This is a genomic window from Corynebacterium sp. KPL2825 (genome assembly GCF_037908445.1).
Classification (GTDB): domain Bacteria; phylum Actinomycetota; class Actinomycetes; order Mycobacteriales; family Mycobacteriaceae; genus Corynebacterium; species Corynebacterium kefirresidentii.
In genome coordinates, this window is the sequence record NZ_JBBMGI010000004.1 from 25943 (window position 1) to 41524 (window position 15582).

General features: G+C 61.4%; 16 protein-coding genes. 6 read left to right on the plus strand and 10 right to left on the minus strand.

Annotated features, from left to right (window positions below; translation table 11 throughout):
- Positions 1 to 11: 11 nt before the first annotated feature.
- Entirely contained in the window at positions 12 to 1541 is a 1530-nt protein-coding gene (locus tag WMQ00_RS04110) for an AMP-binding protein (RefSeq protein ID WP_340440690.1), read from the plus strand.
- Here the strand turns inward: WMQ00_RS04110 and WMQ00_RS04115 are convergent.
- Positions 1538 to 2794 carry a YihY/virulence factor BrkB family protein gene (locus WMQ00_RS04115; RefSeq protein ID WP_340440691.1) on the minus strand — a complete coding sequence of 419 codons (1257 nt, stop codon included), beginning with the start codon at positions 2792 to 2794 and terminating at the stop codon, positions 1538 to 1540. The two genes, WMQ00_RS04110 and WMQ00_RS04115, sit on opposite strands and share 4 nt — an antisense overlap.
- Positions 2795 to 2865: 71 nt before the next feature.
- Here WMQ00_RS04115 and WMQ00_RS04120 point away from each other — a divergent pair, with 71 nt between their 5' ends.
- Complete coding sequence (locus WMQ00_RS04120) at positions 2866 to 3342, plus strand: S-ribosylhomocysteine lyase (protein WP_023020462.1); 477 nt, start codon at positions 2866 to 2868, stop codon at positions 3340 to 3342.
- Positions 3343 to 3486: 144 nt separating this feature from the next.
- On the opposite strand, the gene WMQ00_RS04125 is transcribed toward WMQ00_RS04120, so the two are convergent.
- The gene (locus WMQ00_RS04125; protein ID WP_023020461.1) at positions 3487 to 4593 is read right to left on the minus strand and encodes a UDP-N-acetylmuramate dehydrogenase; all 1107 of its coding nucleotides are present in this window, start codon (positions 4591 to 4593) and stop codon (positions 3487 to 3489) included.
- 24 nt (positions 4594 to 4617) lie between these two features.
- Between WMQ00_RS04125 and WMQ00_RS04130 the strand changes: the two genes are divergently transcribed.
- The 3 genes from WMQ00_RS04130 (at position 4618) to WMQ00_RS04140 (ending at position 6903) form a co-directional block, all read left to right on the plus strand.
- On the plus strand, positions 4618 to 5109 hold the full coding sequence (locus WMQ00_RS04130) for a DUF2505 domain-containing protein (protein WP_023020460.1): 492 nt from the start codon (positions 4618 to 4620) through the stop codon (positions 5107 to 5109).
- A gap of 20 nt (positions 5110 to 5129) precedes the next feature.
- On the plus strand, positions 5130 to 5942 hold the full coding sequence (locus WMQ00_RS04135) for a class I SAM-dependent methyltransferase (RefSeq protein ID WP_308767053.1): 813 nt from the start codon (positions 5130 to 5132) through the stop codon (positions 5940 to 5942).
- Between the two features lie 109 nt (positions 5943 to 6051).
- Entirely contained in the window at positions 6052 to 6903 is an 852-nt protein-coding gene (locus tag WMQ00_RS04140) for an LmeA family phospholipid-binding protein (RefSeq protein WP_340440692.1), read from the plus strand.
- Here WMQ00_RS04140 and WMQ00_RS04145 read toward each other — a convergent pair.
- The 8 genes from WMQ00_RS04145 to WMQ00_RS04180 form a co-directional block, all read right to left on the minus strand.
- A complete protein-coding gene (locus WMQ00_RS04145) occupies positions 6900 to 7403 on the minus strand; it encodes a deoxyribose-phosphate aldolase (RefSeq protein WP_340440693.1) in 504 nt (167 codons plus the stop codon). The genes WMQ00_RS04140 and WMQ00_RS04145 overlap by 4 nt on opposite strands.
- The gene (locus WMQ00_RS04150; protein WP_023020456.1) at positions 7403 to 7693 is read right to left on the minus strand and encodes a DUF2516 family protein; all 291 of its coding nucleotides are present in this window, start codon (positions 7691 to 7693) and stop codon (positions 7403 to 7405) included. The genes WMQ00_RS04145 and WMQ00_RS04150 overlap by 1 nt, the downstream gene beginning before the upstream one ends.
- A gap of 5 nt (positions 7694 to 7698) precedes the next feature.
- Positions 7699 to 8136, minus strand: a complete 438-nt coding sequence (locus WMQ00_RS04155; protein WP_023020455.1) for a CGLAU_01105 family protein — start codon at positions 8134 to 8136, stop codon at positions 7699 to 7701.
- Positions 8137 to 8155: 19 nt separating this feature from the next.
- Positions 8156 to 9508 (minus strand): DUF445 domain-containing protein, encoded by a 1353-nt coding sequence (locus WMQ00_RS04160; protein WP_023020454.1) that lies wholly within the window; start codon positions 9506 to 9508, stop codon positions 8156 to 8158.
- A gap of 250 nt (positions 9509 to 9758) precedes the next feature.
- Entirely contained in the window at positions 9759 to 10133 is a 375-nt protein-coding gene (locus WMQ00_RS04165; protein ID WP_023020453.1) for a hypothetical protein, read from the minus strand.
- 56 nt (positions 10134 to 10189) lie between these two features.
- Positions 10190 to 10939, minus strand: a complete 750-nt coding sequence (locus tag WMQ00_RS04170) for a succinate dehydrogenase/fumarate reductase iron-sulfur subunit (RefSeq protein ID WP_023020452.1) — start codon at positions 10937 to 10939, stop codon at positions 10190 to 10192.
- Positions 10939 to 12954, minus strand: a complete 2016-nt coding sequence (locus WMQ00_RS04175) for a fumarate reductase/succinate dehydrogenase flavoprotein subunit (protein ID WP_200288333.1) — start codon at positions 12952 to 12954, stop codon at positions 10939 to 10941. Before WMQ00_RS04175 ends, WMQ00_RS04170 begins: the two co-directional genes overlap by 1 nt.
- 15 nt (positions 12955 to 12969) lie before the next feature.
- A complete protein-coding gene (locus tag WMQ00_RS04180; protein WP_023020450.1) occupies positions 12970 to 13725 on the minus strand; it encodes a succinate dehydrogenase cytochrome b subunit in 756 nt (251 codons plus the stop codon).
- Positions 13726 to 14094: 369 nt separating this feature from the next.
- Here WMQ00_RS04180 and ramB point away from each other — a divergent pair, with 369 nt between their 5' ends.
- The gene (ramB, locus tag WMQ00_RS04185; protein ID WP_200288334.1) at positions 14095 to 15504 is read left to right on the plus strand and encodes an acetate metabolism transcriptional regulator RamB; all 1410 of its coding nucleotides are present in this window, start codon (positions 14095 to 14097) and stop codon (positions 15502 to 15504) included.
- The last annotated feature ends 78 nt before the right edge of the window (positions 15505 to 15582 follow it).

Below are 15582 nucleotides of genomic sequence, written 5' to 3' on the forward strand. Positions count from 1 at the left end.
ACTTATCGGCTATGGCAGAAATTCACTATGGCGCTACCTTGACGGATTTCCTCACGGCGGCCGTCGCACAGTTTCCACAGCGCCCGGCCACCTACTTCGCCGGCCACACGCTAACCTATAGCGAGCTCGATGCCCAGGTGGCGGCCGCGGCCGGCGCCTTGCGCGAGATGGGCGTGCGCCCCGGCGACCGGGTGGCGCTCCTGCTCCCTAATTGCCCGCAACACGTGGTGGCATTCTTCGCCATCCTGCGCCTGGGCGCGGTGGTGGTGGAGCATAACCCGCGCTATACCGCGCACGAGCTCACCCCGCTGCTCGCCCATCATGGCGCCCACGTGGCCATTGCCTGGGAGGACATTGCCCCCACCGTATCCGCGCAGGTGGAGACCACTATCTCCGTCTCTCTCACTGAGCCGCTTCCCCTTTCCGGTACCCCGGTGGAGCCGTACCCAGCCACGCTTGCCGACGCCGCCCTTATCCTCTACACCTCCGGCACCACTGCCCGCCCCAAGGGCGTGGTCTTAACCCATGGCAACCTCGCTGCCAACTGCCTGCAGCTAGAAACCCAGGCCCCGCTGCGCCCCGGCCATGAGCGCTTCTTGGCCGCTTTGCCCATGTTCCATTCCTATGGCCTGACGATGAGCGTGCTGCTCGCGGTGCGCTGCGCGGCCGAGATTATCCTGCTTGCCGCCCCACACACCGACGCAGTGACGGAAGCGCTTGCCACCCGCCGCCCCACCTGGATGCCGGGCGTGCCGACCATCTACGAACGCGCCATGAACTACGCTGCCACTGCCGCTGATTCCGAGTCTCCCTCGGATCTCGGCGGGGTGCGCTATTCCATCTCGGGCGCGGCCTCGTTGCCTTCGCGCATCATCGACCCCTGGGAGGCACGCACCGGTGGCATGTTGGTGGAAGGTTATGGGCTGACGGAAACCTCTCCCGTGCTGACCATCAATCCCCTTGATGACACCCGGCGCGCCGGCACCATCGGCCTGCCGCTGCCGGATACGCAGCTGCGCATCGGCGATCCTGCCGATCTCAGCCGCACCCAACCGGATGGCGTGGCCGGCGAGATCCTCGCCCGCGGCCCGCAGGTTTTTGGCGGCTACCTTGCCGACGCCCCCGCTACCTCAGCCGCCTTCCATGAAGGTTGGTTCCGCACAGGAGACATGGGCGTGCGCGAACCCGATGGCCATATCCGGTTGGTGGGCCGCATTAAAGAAATCATCATTACCGGCGGATTCAATGTTTATCCCGGCGAGGTTGAGGAGGCCTTAACCTCCCACCCCGATATCGCCCAAGCCGCCGTCGTAGGCACTCCCCGCTCCGATGGTTCTGAGGACGTCGCTGCCTGCGTGGTCCTAGCCCCCGGCGCCCGGGTCGACGAAGCTGCCTTGCGCGAGCACTGCCGCGGGCTGCTGGCGCGCTATAAGGTGCCGCAAAGATTCTTTGCCATGGATAAGCTCGCCGAAGATCAGCTAGGTAAGCTGCGCCGCCGCGATGTCCAGCGCGATCTCCTCGCCCGCCTTCACCGCGACTAGTCTGCGTCGTTTTCTGCTTTGCACACCGCTTGTTTGTAGATGCGCTCGGACCGCTCTTCTAGGTCAAGTTGGGCGCGGGCTTGGGATTTGGCGGCGGCATCGGAACGCGGCGGAGCCTGAATATGCCGCGCGGCGTGCAGACCCAGTTGCAGCTCTTTGGCTCGCAATACCTCCGCATCGATTTTGATGCCCAAAATGAGCATCGTATTAGATAACCATACGGCCATGAATACGGCCATGATGAGGCTGAAGGCGCCGTAGACGCTGGCCCCAGCAAAGCGCTGGGTATACAGCGCAAAGGCTCCCCACACCACGACATTGGTGCTAAGCACCACCACGGAACCGAGAGTTATCCAGCGGAAGCGCGCTGGCCGCACATTCGGGGAAAAGTGGTACAGGATGGCAATCAACGTCAGCACGACCACCACGGTGAGCGGGAAGCGCAGCCAATTCCACACCGGCATAAAGATGCCGCCCAAAAAGTCCGCGGTGCCTTGCATCTCTAGCTTGCCGGCTAACGGTTCGACCACACCGCTGACAATGGTATCGCGCAGCAGGTTAGCAAAAAGCACGATCACCGCGCCGATGACCAGGACGATAGTAAGCCCCCACATGAGTGCCCAGGTGCGGATTATTCCGCGGCCCTCTACCCGCCCGTAAACGGTATTGGCGGTGCGCGAGAAGGCACGCACATAGGCCGAGGCGGCAAAAAGAGAAACCAGCACGGATACCACCAGCGCGAAGGTGCCTTGGGCTGTGGAGCCAATGATGGAGCCCACGAGGTGCTCGGCCTGCTCCGTCATCGAACTCGGCACGTAATCCGCAATGAACTGCGAGGTTAATTCATGTACCTCGGCGCGCCGAGAGGAAAAGATGAGCGTGGCTATCGAATAGGCCGCGAGCACCGTAGGAGCAAAGGCCATGAGCGTGAAATACGTCATCGTGGCGGCGCGATCCATCAAGGCATCGTGGAAGAAGTCCGCCCACACGCGGCGGAGCACCAGCCCCCAGCTTTCCTTGCGCAAGCGGTTACCGCGGGCCAGCGGGTCCACATTTTCGGTGTGGCCTTCGATCTTGACCACGGTGGGCGCGGTACTCGGCACGATTTTATCCGCGCCCTCATAGACGGATTCTCTTACCGGAGTGGCTGAAGCGCTCGGCCGTGCAGTGGCGGACGGGTCGCCAGCAGACAGATCGTCGGCCGCCATGTTCGCGGCGCCAGGAACCTCGGCGGAATCGTCCAGTGTGCTCATATTATCCCAGCGTATGCGGTAAAGAATCTATTTCAGGAAGTGACACTCAGCTGTGATTACACTGGAGAAGCATGACTGAACAGAATGATAAGAAGCTCAACGTAAAGTCCTTCGAACTCGACCACCGCCTCGTCAGCGCGCCGTATATTCGCGTGGCCGACCGCACGGACTTGGGTGGCGGCGTCGAAATCATTAAGTACGACTTGCGCTTCTGCCAGCCTAATCAGGATCACCTTGATACCAAGGCGCTGCATTCGGTGGAGCACATGATGGCCAACTTCATGCGCAATTACACCGATAAGCTCATCGGTTTTGCCCCAATGGGCTGCCGTACCGGCTTCTACGCCATCACTAATGGCATGGAACAAGACGAGCTGCTGCGCGCGGTAGAAGGCGCGCTCAACGATATTCTTAACGCCACCGAGGTACCCGCAGCCAACGAAGAGCAGTGCGGCTGGGGTGCGCACCACAGCCTGGAGGGTGCGCAGGAGGCGGCCCGCGCTTTCCTAGGTGCTAAGGATGAGTGGCTTCAGGTCATGGCGGCCTAATCCAGAAACCTTCGCGGGCGCGACAAACGCGACAGTCGCCACGCCCGCAAAGCGGCCACGATAGACCCGAAAACCGTGTGGTTTAGGGCGCTATCGTGGCTGCTTTATAGGTTTTAGGCCCCAGTGTGCAGGGGCAACCCCACGCTACTCGTCGAGGGCGAGGCCAATCCAGACGGGTTCGGGCACGAGCTCCACGCCGAAAGCATCGCGGACGCCATCGCGGATGGTGCGGGCAAGGTCCACGATATCGGCAGCCGTAGCCTCGCCGCGGTTGGTAAGCGCCAGCGTGTGCTTTGTCGAAAGCGTAGCCCAGCCAGAGCCTGGGTAGCCCTTGGCAAACCCGGCGCGATCAATGAGCCAGGCCGCGGAAAGCTTTTCCCGGTCGGCCTCGGAGGAGGGGTGGCGGGGCATGGAGTCCGCGGTGGCGTCGCCAAGCGAGGCACGAACCTTGGCCTGCACGGCGTCGGCAAGAGCGGAGTCCACCACCGGGTTGGTAAAGAAAGAGCCGGCGGACCAGGTGTCATGATCGGAAGGGTCGAGCACCATGCCCTTGCCGCGGCGCAGTTTTAAGACCTCCTCGCGGACCTCGGCCACGGGGCGGCGCTCGCCGGGGTTCTGAGTAAGTTGGCCAAAGCGCAACGGGCGGGATAAGCCATCGTTGTTGAGCTGGAGTTCTACCTCGAGCACGACGGCGCGGCCGGTGAATTTCAAGTTGGAATAGCGATACGCCAGCTCCAGATCGGAGGCGGGGACCCACTCATTGGTATCGGTGCGGCGATTATAGAGGCGCACGCGGGTAAGTACCTCGGAGATTTCCGCGCCATAAGCACCCACGTTTTGCACCGGAACCGCGCCCACCGTGCCGGGGATGCCGGACAGGCACTCGATGCCACCCAGGCCAAGCTGAACGGAGCGGGCCACCACGTCATCCCAGTTGGCGCCCGCCTGCGCGCGCACCAGACCGGATTCGGTGTCCATGGACACCTCAGCAAAGTCGAGGATGACGGCGACGACGTCCACGGAGCCATCGGCCACCAAGAGGTTGGAGCCGCCGCCGACGACTATGAACTTCACCGCAGCGCGATCCAGGGCGCGGACAACGGACACGGCGGCATCCGGCTGCGAGCAGCGCAGTGCGGCCTGCGGTTTTCCACCCACACGCAGCGTAGTCAGATCCGCGAAGGTGGTGGTGGAGTCCAGTTCCACGCCGTCGATCGCTGTGAGCTGTTGCGTCAAAGATTTATCAAGCACGCCTACCAAGGTAGTCTGTTAAGCATGTCAACCCGTAGTGAAAACACCGTAACCATCAATCAGCCCATCGAAAAGGTGCACAAGGCGCTGCTCACCAAGGAATACTGGGAGTACATCGTGGCCAACCTCTCCCCTGAGGCGGGTCAGGTGCATGACTTCAGCGATAACGTTGCCACCCTTTTCGAGGTTCTGCCGACCACCCTGCTGCCAGAGGCAGTGCGCGCCATGGTCTCCCAGGACCTCAAGGTCAAGCGCGTGGTCACCGTAGGCGAGCTCAACGGTGAAGCCGCTGACGTTAACTACACCGCAGATGTCAAGGGCACCCCGGTGGACTTCAAGGGCGATATCTCCCTGGCTGGCGAGGGCGAGATGACCAAGCTGTCCTACGTCAACGAGGTTTCCGTCAATATCCCGATGATGGGCGCCGCCATCGAGCCGAAGGTGGGCGAATCCCTGGCTGAGCTCTTCGATAACGAAGGCAAGCTCACCGAGCAGTGGATCTCTGAGAACGCCTAAGTTCTACAGCACCGAAATCTATGGCCGACCACGCACATAATCTGCGCGCTAGCGCAGCTGCGGGTCGGCCTTTTGGCGTTATTACCCGCGGCACCACCAATCACAATCGCCTGCGCCGCTGCGATAGATGGATGCTCGCGCACCCGGAGATTTCCACGCTGCTGCGGCACGTGGAAAAGCCGCTCGCGCTCGACGTAGGCTACGGGGCCTCGCACGCCACCACCGTGGAATGGGCAGGGTGGCTGCGCCGGGCGAATCCGCAGGTAGACGTCCGCGGGCTCGAAATCCACCCGGACCGGGTCCTGCCACCGCGCGACGGCGTGCGCTTCGAGCTTGGCGGCTTTGAACTGGCCGGCTACCGGCCACAGCTGGTGCGCGCATTCAATGTGCTACGCCAATACGACGTGGACCAGGTCCAGGAGGCCTGGCAGACGGTGTGTTCTCGGCTTGCCCCCGGTGGCTTCTTTGTGGAAGGCACCTGCGATGAGCTGGGCCGGCGCGCGGCCTGGTTGCTGCTGGATGCCCACGGCCCACGGACTCTCACCCTGGCGTGGGACCCGTTCGATGTGGCGCGGCCCTCAGACATCGCCGAGCGCCTGCCCAAAATCCTCATTCACCGCAACGTTCCCGGCGAGCCCATCCACGAGCTGCTTAAGGCCGCCGACGAGGCCTGGGACCACGCGGCGGGGTGGGCGCCCTACGGCCCGCGCGTGCGTTGGCGCATGGCACGAGCCGCGCTTGCCGACGCCCCCTTTACTATCCACCCCATCCGCCGGCGCCTGCGCGATAATGTGCTGACCGTGGACTGGGAGTCCGTCGCGCCACGGGACTAACCGCGCCGCGCGGTGATGACAGCTGGGGCAGCTGTGAAGTGCCTAGCAATGTGCCCGAGAACTCCCGCAAACTTTGCCCCGCGCCGTCTCATGCGCCACACTGGTACGCATGGCTTCGAAGAAATCGGCAGGTTCACTCGCCTGGAAAATCATCATTGGCATCCTCGTAGCACTACTCGTGCTCATCCTCTTGGCCGAATTCGGCCTGCGCTGGTTCATTGGTCACCAGATGACCTCGCAATTTAACCAGGCTGCCGAAGAAGAAGGTATCCAGGTCAAAGAAGATCCCTCCGTCAGCTTTGGCGGCAGCCCGCTGCTCGTAGGGCTATTTAAGGGCTCCATTTCCCAAATGGATATGACCACGCCGTCCACCCTGCAAATCGATGGCACTGATATCAAGGGCCAACCTGCCTCCGAGATCCACGTAGAAGATATGAGCACCGACCAAGAGAATCCGGTGGCCGGCAAGCTGCGCGCTTCCACCACCGTGCCGGATGACTACCTGCTGGCTTCCTTCCAGAAAGGCATTTCCGAGCAGGCCGGCAGCGAGAAGGTGGGCAATATGGTGGTCACGGAGATTAACGCCAATGAGCAAGACCACGTGCTGGACGTGAAGTTTGCCGGCGGCCTTGCCAACCTCTCGCTGGAGCCCACCGCCCACGATGGAAAGCTCGATATCCGCGCCACCGAGGCCTCCATCTTTGGCCTCGAGCTGCCGGATCAGGCCACCGAAGCCATCTCCTCCGCCCTGCAAAATGGAATGTCGGACCAGTTCGTGGGTTCTGACATGAACGTCGATTCCGTAGAGGTGCTCGATGGCGAGCTCAAGCTCACCATCACCGGCACCGATGTTCCGATGAAGGACGTGGATAAGTTCGCCGGCGGCGGTGACTCCGCGGGCCAGGGCGGCGCCACGGGCAATGGCGCGCCGCAGCAGGACGCGCAGGAGAAAGCCGCCTAAACCGCGGGAGCGGGAAACTCGAGGACCGGAAGTGTGGCAGCGGCCAACTCCGGTCCTTTTTCCTTGCCTTCTTCACCGGCACCGGTGTCCGCGCAATCCGCGGCCCCGCGGCTGCGCACAATGAGGCGCTGGTAGCCGGCTTGATGGGCGGCTTTAAGGGTGGCGTCGGCAAGCGGGGCGTCCGGCACGATGAGGCCCAAGCGGGCCGGATCCGAGCAGGCCTCGCGGATGGCAATGAGCTCGGAGAGCACGGCATTGGCATCCGTTAAGGTCTCATCGAAGCTGACCCATACCTCGCTGGCGCCCGATTGGATGGCCAGGCGCGCCTCGGAGGCCTTGATAAGAGTGTGGTGGCGGCCGGTGGGATACCCCGCGACAGAAATAATATCGGCCGCACCTGCGCCTGCGGCAAGGGAAACATGGTGCGGGGAGACAAGGACGGTGTTATCGACGGCGCGCTCCTTGACCGTCGCGGCCGGGGCGTCAAGCAAATTAAGCATTAGTAGCTGTAGTCGCCGTTGATAATGGCCTTGAGCTGCGGGCGCACATCAAACCAGTACACGCCGGTAATGACCGCGCCGATCCAAGACAGGAAAGGCATGCCGGTGGCCATCGCTACCGCCGAGCCCGCCAGCAGGCCTACCCATACCCACTTACCTTGTCGGTCGCCGGCTCGGAAGGCATCCTCGCGGGTGGTGGCAGCGAGGACCGCGCCGATGATGGCGGTCAGGGCGAGGACCTGGAAGAGGTAGCTGTCTAGATGCAAGGCAAGATCATAAAGAAAATACATGTAGTTTAATTCTGTGGATCGTCAGTCTCGATTACTTCACCATCGATAATATTATCGCCCTGCGAAGGAGCCGAATCCTGGCCAGGGCGCGCCGCATTCTTCTTTTCCGCGCGGCGGGCCTGGGCGGAATTATAGGCGTCCATGACGCCCTCGCGGGTCTCGTTATAGACGGTGGAGAACTTGCCCTTAGCGGCGTCGAAAGCAGCGGACTCACGGGTGCCATCGGCGGCCTTCTTCACAGTGGCACCGAGCTCCTTCGCGGTGGCAGTGGCCTTATCCACCAAGCCCTCCTTGCCGGAGGCGCCATAGGGGCTTTTGGCCTCGGCGCCATGAGCGTGCTGGGCGCGCTCCTCCTGCAGGCGACCGCCGAAGTCCTTGGCTACGTCAAAGGCAGCGCTGCCAGCATCCTTCAGGGAATCAAAAATCTTCTTATTATCGTTCATTGTTCATTACTCCTTTTTTCTAAGCGCCAAAGATAAGGTGATTGACCGCGAATATCACCAATCCTGCCAGGGAACCGACGACGGTGCCGTTCAAACGAATAAATTGCAGGTCCTTGCCCACCATGAGCTCGATATTTTGGGAGGCTTCCTCCGCATCCCAGCGCTTGATGGTCTCGGGGATAATCGCAATGATTTCCGGGGCAAATTTCTCCACCGCGTAGCGCGCGGCTTTGTCTACGAGCGCATTTGCCTGGGCTAAAAATTCGGAGTCCTCGAGTAGGCGGTGCGCCAGCTCCTTGACCTTGGCCGTAATCTTTTGGCGCAGGAAAGACTCCGAGTCATTGAGCTGGTCAATGAGCGTGGTGGAGACCGTGCGCCACATGGCCGCGGGTGCCTGCTGCGCTTGCTCAGAGGCGAGCATCTCTTGCTTGATGCCCTCGATGCGCCCGCGCATGTCCTCATCCCACTGCAGATCGGAGGCCAGCTTGGACAAGTTGCGGCGAATGGCTAGGCGGGCCTCGTGGTTGCCGTTGCGGCGGACCTCATCGGCGAATTCTACGAGCTCGGTATAGACCTTCTCCCCCACCATCTCGCGGGCAAAGCGCGGCGCCCAGCCGGGCATGCGCTCATCGATGGCGGTGACCACGGTGGACTCCATGCTGAGAATCTTGCCGTGTGCCCAGTCGATGAGGTCATCCTCCAAGGGGCGTGCCTTGCCATCTGCAATATAGCCCTCCAACAACCTTCCCAGCGGCGGGCCCCATTCCGGCGCGGCTAGGCGGTCCATGACCTGGGTGCGAATAAACTGCTCCGCCTCTTCCGCATCCAAATCCGACACCACGCTGGCCGCACGCTCACCAATCCAGGCGGAGACCTCCTCCGCCTTGCCGGGCTCGACTCCCTGGCGTGCCAGCCACAATGGCAGCTCCGCCTCGCGCACCTTGGCGCTCAGCGCATCCGCGGTGAGGAAGTTTTCCTCCACGAAGTCACTCAAGGCATCGCCCACGCGGTCCTTATTTTTCGGAATCAGCGCGGTGTGGGGAATGGGCAGTCCCAAGGGTCGGCGAAAGAGCGCGGTCACCGCAAACCAGTCCGCAAGGCCACCCACCATGCCGGCTTCGGCCGCTGCACGCACGTAGCCCACCCACACAGGTGCCCCGCTTTCCGACGCCTGCCACCACGAACATCCCAAAAAGATCACCGCCGCACCAATCAGGAACGACAGCGCAATCGCCTTCCACCGCCGCAAGTCCGCCCGCCGGGCCTCCTGGTTACCAGCCTGCGGCACGGGAGCAGCACCCGACGATGCCAACTCCGGTGCCGACGCCGATGCGGCTGCCGATTCGAGGCCTTCGTCCGCGCGGTGGGTCATGAGTTCTCCTTGGGGTTGTGAAGGTGCTTTCGAGCTTCATTCTCTAACACTAGTGCCAGCAACGAACATGCTCGGTGGCAGTCGTCGTTGCAATGATGTCCTGAATCGCCGGCTGGTCCATCTGACATTGCCACTTGGGTACTGAGAGATCACGCAACCCCCGCCTCCTTGCATGGATTGCATGCTGTGGAGACGGGGGTGACGTCGAGTCAGTACAGAAACTTAGGCATTGCCTGGTACAGCAAGCGCCTTAGTTAGCTCGGCCAGTTTCCTTGCGGTACTTGCGGTAGTAGCGGCGGCCATAGTGGACGGTGCTGAAGGCGGCGATAGCCACAACGGCTAGAGCGATGATGCCGATGATGGTGGTCAGGGTGTAGTCACCCTCGCCGGCGGTGCCCAGCGGGGTATCCCACACGCCGAGGCCCCAGATGAGGATTCCGGCAGCCGGGAGGCAAGACAGGATCAGACCCATGCCCACCCAGGTGGAGGTGCGAATGAGGGAAGAATGAGGAGCACCGAAGGAAACTGGGTCGTAGCCTTCAATGTAGGTGTCCTGAATCTTTCCGGAGAACTCCGGGTAAGTCTCGCTGGTGTAGTCAGCGACTGCGTGGGTGTTATCGCTCATGGCGGAGTCTTTCTGTCTTTCTCTCGTTCCTTGTATTCCTACGGAATAACCTTAGCTTAGTCGTCCTTGCCACGGAAAGCAGCACGTGCACGTTCGCGGGTAACCGCGGATACTGCGGTCAGGGGAACGCCGGCCGGGCAAACATCAGCGCACTCACCGTAGAGGGAGCAGTGGCCGAAGTTGGCTTCCAGGTCATCGACCATGTTGCGGGCACGGCGGCCACGCTCTTCCTTACCCAGCGGCATGAGGGACAGGTGCACCAGCTTCGCACCGGTAAACAGGTGTGCAGCACCATTCGGGCAAGCAGCAACGCAGGCGCCGCAGCCGATGCAGGCAGCGTGGTCCAGCGAGTACTCGGAAGTCTCATGGTTGACGTGCAGGGTATCCGCATCCGGAGCGGTACCAGCATCCATGGAAACGTAGCCGCCCTGCTCCATCACGTGATCCAGTGCCGCACGGTCGACGATCATGTCCTTGATAACCGGGTAGGCAGCGGAACGGAATGGCTCCAGCTTGATGGTCTGTCCTTCGGTGAAGTTGAACAGGCGCTGCTGGCAGGCCGGGGTGTTCTGTCCAGGGCCGTGTGGACGGCCGTTGACGGTCAGACCACAGGTACCACAAATGCCCTCACGGCAGTCAGAGGCGAAGGCGAAGGGCTCCTCGCCGCGCTCAATGTAGCCCTCGTTGACGTGGTCCAGCAGCTCCAGGATAGACATCTGCTCAGAGGCATCGTCCACCTGGACGGTCTCGAAGTGGCCTTCTTGGGTCGGTCCGGCTTGACGCCAGATCTCAAGTGTCAGTTTCATTACTTGTAGTTCCTTGTCATCAGCGGGATCGAATCAAAGTACAGCGGCTCGGCGTGGCGGATGAACTCGTTCTTATTAGCGCCCGGCTCCCAGGCGGATACGAAGCACCAGTTCTCGTCGTCGCGTTCTGCCTCGCCGTCCTCGGTGAGGTGGTCCTCGCGGAAGTGAGCGCCACAGGACTCGTCGCGGTCCAGGGCGTCAACACACATGAGCTCGCCCAGGTCCAGGTAGTCGGCAACGCGCAGGCCGTATTCCAGCACCTGGTTCATGTCGTTGGCCTCGCCCGGGATGCGGACATTAGCCCAGAAGTCCTCGCGCAGCTCACGGATCTTGGTGATGGCTTCCTTGAGGTCTTCCACGTTACGGGACACACCGCAGCCGTGGTACAGGATGTCGCCTAGCTGGCGGTGGTAGTAGGAAGGACCGTGCGGGTTCTCGCCGCGCACGCCCATGAGGCGGTCGATGCGCTCTTGGGACTGGGCCAGGGTTGCCTGTGCCTCTGGGGAATCCTCAGCCAGCTTCTCCTCATTGAGGTGGTCAGCCAGGTAGTTCGGGATGGTAAACGGCAAGGTGAACCAGCCGTCAACGGAAGCCGAAAGCAGGGAGTTAGCTCCCAGTCGGTTAGCACCGTGGTAGGTCCAGGAGCACTCACCGGCAGCAAAGAGGCCGTCGATGGAGGTCATCTCGTTGAAGTCGGTCCACAGGCCACCCATGGTGAAGTGGCAAGTCGGAGCGATACGCATCGGAGTTTCGTAAGCGGACTCGCCAATGGCCTCTTCGTACATCTCGATGAGGTTGGAGTAGCGCTCGCGGATCTTGTCCTTACCCAGGCGTTCGATGGCGTCGCGGAAGTCCAGGTACACCGAGTTGTGCAGCGGGCCAACACCCAGACCAGCGTTAATCTGCTGGGAGATAGCACGGGAAGCAACGTCACGCGGAACCAGGTTGCCGAATGCCGGGTAGCGGCGCTCCAGGAAGTAGTCGCGCTCTTCTTCCGGAATGGTATTCGGGTCGCGGTCGTCACCCTCCTTCTTCGGGGACCAAATGCGGCCGTCGTTACGCAGGGACTCCGACATCAGGATGGTCTTGGACTGCCAATCGGAGTTGACCGGTAGGCCCGTCGGGTGGAACTGCACGAAGGCTGGGGAAGCCAGGTAAGCACCGCTGTCGTACGCACGCATCATGGCGCTGGCATTTGAGTTCTTAGCCAGGGTGGACATGTGGTAGACGTTGCCGTAGCCGCCGGTACCCAGCACGACAGCGTGGCCGGTGAAGGCCTTGAGCTCACCGGTGATCAGGTTGCGGGTAACGATGCCGCCAGCGCGCTTCTTGCCATTGTCGTTGTAAACGATGATGTCCTGCAGATCATTGTGGGCAAAGAGCTCCACGTTGCCCAGACCAATCTGGCGGTAGAGCGCAGAGGTGGTGGACAGCTGCAGCTGCTGACCTGTTTGGCCACGGGTGTAGTAGGTACGGGAGACCTGCACACCACCGAAGGAACGGGTAGCCAGGGTGCCGCCGTACTCGCGAGCGAATGGTGCACCGATGGCATTCATGTGGTCAATAACGCGAACGGATTCGTTGGCCAAGCGCCAGCAGTCGGACTCGCGGCAGCGGTAGTCGCCACCCTTGACGGTGTCCTTGGTGTGGCGGTAGGCGGAGTCATTGTCCACCTTCTTGGCACGGGAGGCGTTGACGCCACCCTGCGCGGCGATGGAGTGCGCGCGGCGCGGGGAGTCGTGGTAGGTAAATACCTTTACCTTGTAGCCCAGCTCGCCCAGTGCGGCCGCAGCGGCGCCGGCGGATAGGCCGGTACCAACCACGAGGACCTCAAACTTGCGGCGGTTCAGCGGGGAAACCAGCTGCATGTGGTCCTTTTGGTGGGACCACATATCCTTCATTGGCACGCCGTGCGGCTCATTGGATTCCAGAATGTTGCCGGCAGATACGCCCGGAACGATGGACTGCGGATGCGAGAACTTGGGGTGCTCGCGCTTGAGTTCAGTATTAGTCATGGGTTTCTAACTCCTTTAGCTGACCAAGCCCAGGGCAACGGACAAAGGCATAACGATGTTGCCGATGCAGACAACGGCCGGGATGACGTACGCCAGGATCAGGAAGGTCTGACGCCACTTCGCACCGGTAATACCCAGGTCAGAAGCAGCGAGGCGAATGCCGTGGGTGAGGTGCAGGAACAGGAAGCACATGGCGATCACATACACGATGGTGACCGGCCAGCGGCTAAAGGTTGCGATCATATTGGCCTTCACCGCACCCTCCACAAAGTCACCTGGGGCGATGGGCTGTACGCCCAAGGTCAGGTCTAGCAAGTGGAAGATGATGAACAGCAGCAAGACGATGCCGGTAACCAGCATGGACTTGGTAGCGAAGGAATCAAGGCCGCCCATCAGGTTGCTACGGCGGAACTTGCCGCGGGACGCCTTGGAACGTGCGGTGAGAGCAAACGCACCATAGATGTGGGCGATGATGGCAACCAGCAGGACTGCGCGGATGATCCACAACGCACCCTCATGCGGGAACAGTGGCTCGCCCATGGAGCGCAGGAATGCACCATATTCATCAAGAGCCTCGTCGCCGCCCTCAGCCGGCAAGTACAGCTTCAGGTTGCCGGCCATGTGGCCGACGACGAAAAGTGCAAATAGCAGGCCGGTGACGGCCATGATGAGCTTCAGAACCCAAGAGGGCACTCCCGGCTTCTGACGGATTGGTTCGTTAGTAATGTGACCGTGAGCTACTGCCTCACGGTCGGGATTTCTTAAAGTCATGACACCTCCATTGTCGTCCTCACCTTAACTGGGCTTAACCGCTGGTTACCAGTCAATTCCGGCGGCGTTTCATCTAACGGTACGGCGGTACGGTTAAACTCAGAATTCTTTTAGGTAAGGGTTGCCTTAGATGGCCGGATTCAAAACGCCACTACCTTGGCTGCTCGCAATTTCGCAATATTGACGTTGCGTAAATCTTCCTCCAGTTGTGAACTTGGTCACCAAGTGTTACGGGAGTGATCCCCTTACCCCTTTATGTGTCAAACTTTCGCATGAAACCCACATATTCCCCACAGGAGGGTGAATATTCTTCACAAGATCTTTGCGATTAAGGTGCACACGCGCAGGCCACCCAGTAACCTTTCCGGCATGAGTAAGACGTATGTGGGATCCCGCCTTCGCCAACTTCGCCGTGAGCGCGATCTCAGCCAGGCTTCCTTAGCCGCCACGCTGGGCCTTTCGGCCAGCTACGTCAACCAGATCGAGCACGACGTTCGGCCACTTACCGTTCCGGTCCTCCTTCGCATCACCGAGGTCTTCGGAGTTGACGCCACCTTCTTCTCCCGCGACGATGACTCGCGCCTCCTCGCGGAGATCCAGGACGTCATCCAGGACAAGGAGCTGTGCCCCTCCCCCGTCGAGCTGCAGGAGCTCTCCGAGCTGGTCTATAACCACCCCACCGTCGCCCGCACGCTGGTGGATGTCCACCGCCGCTACCGCAATGTGCGCGATAAGCTCTCACTCGCCACCGATACCCGCCGCACCACCGAGGCCACTCAGGCACTGTCCATGCCGCACGATGAGGTGCGCGATTTCTTCTATGCCCGCCAGAACTACTTGGACGGCCTGGACCACCATGCGGAGCAGCTTGCCGACGCCCTCTCGGTCACCCAATTCGGCATCCGCGACACCGAACATGCCCTAGCCCAGCGCCTGCGCGATCTCCACAACGTAGACATTCACATCACCTCACAGATGGATGGCACGCTGCACAGCTTCGACCGCGAGACCGGCGAATTTCGGCTCGCCTCGCGCTTAAGCGAAGGGCAACGCGCCTTCCGCATGGCCGCGGAGCTGAGCTTCCTCGAGGCTGGCGAGGAGATCGCATCTTTGGTAAAAAATGAGCCGTTTACCTCGGATGCCTCGCGTAACCTAGCACAACGCGGATTGGCCAGCTACTTCGCCGCCGCCACCGTGATGCCCTATACCCTGCTACATTCTGAGGCTGAACGCTCCGGCTACGACGTGGAATACCTCTGCCAGGTCTTCGGAGTGGGCTATGAATCCGTCGCCTCTCGGCTGTCCACCCTGCAGCGCGATAACCTGCGCGGCATTCCTTTTACCTTCGTCCGCGTCGACCGCGCCGGAAACATGTCCAAGCGACAATCCGCCACCGGCGTGCACTTTTCCAATAATGGCGGCACCTGCCCGCTGTGGAATGTCTACGAGACCTTCACCCAGCCGGGCATTATTTCCCGTCAGTTGGCCCAGATGCCCGATGGCCGCAATTACCTGTGGATCTCCCGCGCGGTACAGCACCATCAAGGCCGCTTTGGCGATACCAATAAGCTTTTCGCCATTGGCCTGGGCTGCGAGGCTCGCCACGCCGACCGCACCGTCTACGCAGAAGGTCTCGACCTCAAAGATCTCTCTTCTGCTACCCCTATCGGCTCCGGTTGCCGCACCTGCCCGCGCGAGAATTGTGCGCAGCGCGCCTTCCCACCCATTAACGAGGTCATCAGCATCGATGCCCACCGCTCAGCGGTGGCACCGTACTAGTTACACATCACCACGACGAGCCTTTTCGGGGGCGTAGACATACAAAACGGCACCGCGGTCCCTTTGCCCGGTGGGCGG

What these genes read in the sequence shown, in the direction of transcription:
- WMQ00_RS04135 (WP_308767053.1), top strand. Translation starts at nt 5,130, where the DNA reads ATGGCCGACCACGCACATAATCTGCGCGCTAGCGCAGCTGCGGGTCGG.
- WMQ00_RS04150 (WP_023020456.1), bottom strand. Translation starts at nt 7,693, where the DNA reads ATGTATTTTCTTTATGATCTTGCCTTGCATCTAGACAGCTACCTCTTC.
- WMQ00_RS04180 (WP_023020450.1), bottom strand. Translation starts at nt 13,725, where the DNA reads ATGACTTTAAGAAATCCCGACCGTGAGGCAGTAGCTCACGGTCACATT.
- WMQ00_RS04165 (WP_023020453.1), bottom strand. Translation starts at nt 10,133, where the DNA reads ATGAGCGATAACACCCACGCAGTCGCTGACTACACCAGCGAGACTTAC.
- WMQ00_RS04120 (WP_023020462.1), top strand. Translation starts at nt 2,866, where the DNA reads ATGACTGAACAGAATGATAAGAAGCTCAACGTAAAGTCCTTCGAACTC.
- WMQ00_RS04140 (WP_340440692.1), top strand. Translation starts at nt 6,052, where the DNA reads ATGGCTTCGAAGAAATCGGCAGGTTCACTCGCCTGGAAAATCATCATT.
- ramB (WP_200288334.1), top strand. Translation starts at nt 14,095, where the DNA reads ATGAGTAAGACGTATGTGGGATCCCGCCTTCGCCAACTTCGCCGTGAG.
- WMQ00_RS04175 (WP_200288333.1), bottom strand. Translation starts at nt 12,954, where the DNA reads ATGACTAATACTGAACTCAAGCGCGAGCACCCCAAGTTCTCGCATCCG.
- WMQ00_RS04110 (WP_340440690.1), top strand. Translation starts at nt 12, where the DNA reads ATGGCAGAAATTCACTATGGCGCTACCTTGACGGATTTCCTCACGGCG.
- WMQ00_RS04155 (WP_023020455.1), bottom strand. Translation starts at nt 8,136, where the DNA reads ATGAACGATAATAAGAAGATTTTTGATTCCCTGAAGGATGCTGGCAGC.
- WMQ00_RS04170 (WP_023020452.1), bottom strand. Translation starts at nt 10,939, where the DNA reads ATGAAACTGACACTTGAGATCTGGCGTCAAGCCGGACCGACCCAAGAA.
- WMQ00_RS04160 (WP_023020454.1), bottom strand. Translation starts at nt 9,508, where the DNA reads ATGACCCACCGCGCGGACGAAGGCCTCGAATCGGCAGCCGCATCGGCG.
- WMQ00_RS04115 (WP_340440691.1), bottom strand. Translation starts at nt 2,794, where the DNA reads ATGAGCACACTGGACGATTCCGCCGAGGTTCCTGGCGCCGCGAACATG.
- WMQ00_RS04130 (WP_023020460.1), top strand. Translation starts at nt 4,618, where the DNA reads ATGTCAACCCGTAGTGAAAACACCGTAACCATCAATCAGCCCATCGAA.
- WMQ00_RS04145 (WP_340440693.1), bottom strand. Translation starts at nt 7,403, where the DNA reads ATGCTTAATTTGCTTGACGCCCCGGCCGCGACGGTCAAGGAGCGCGCC.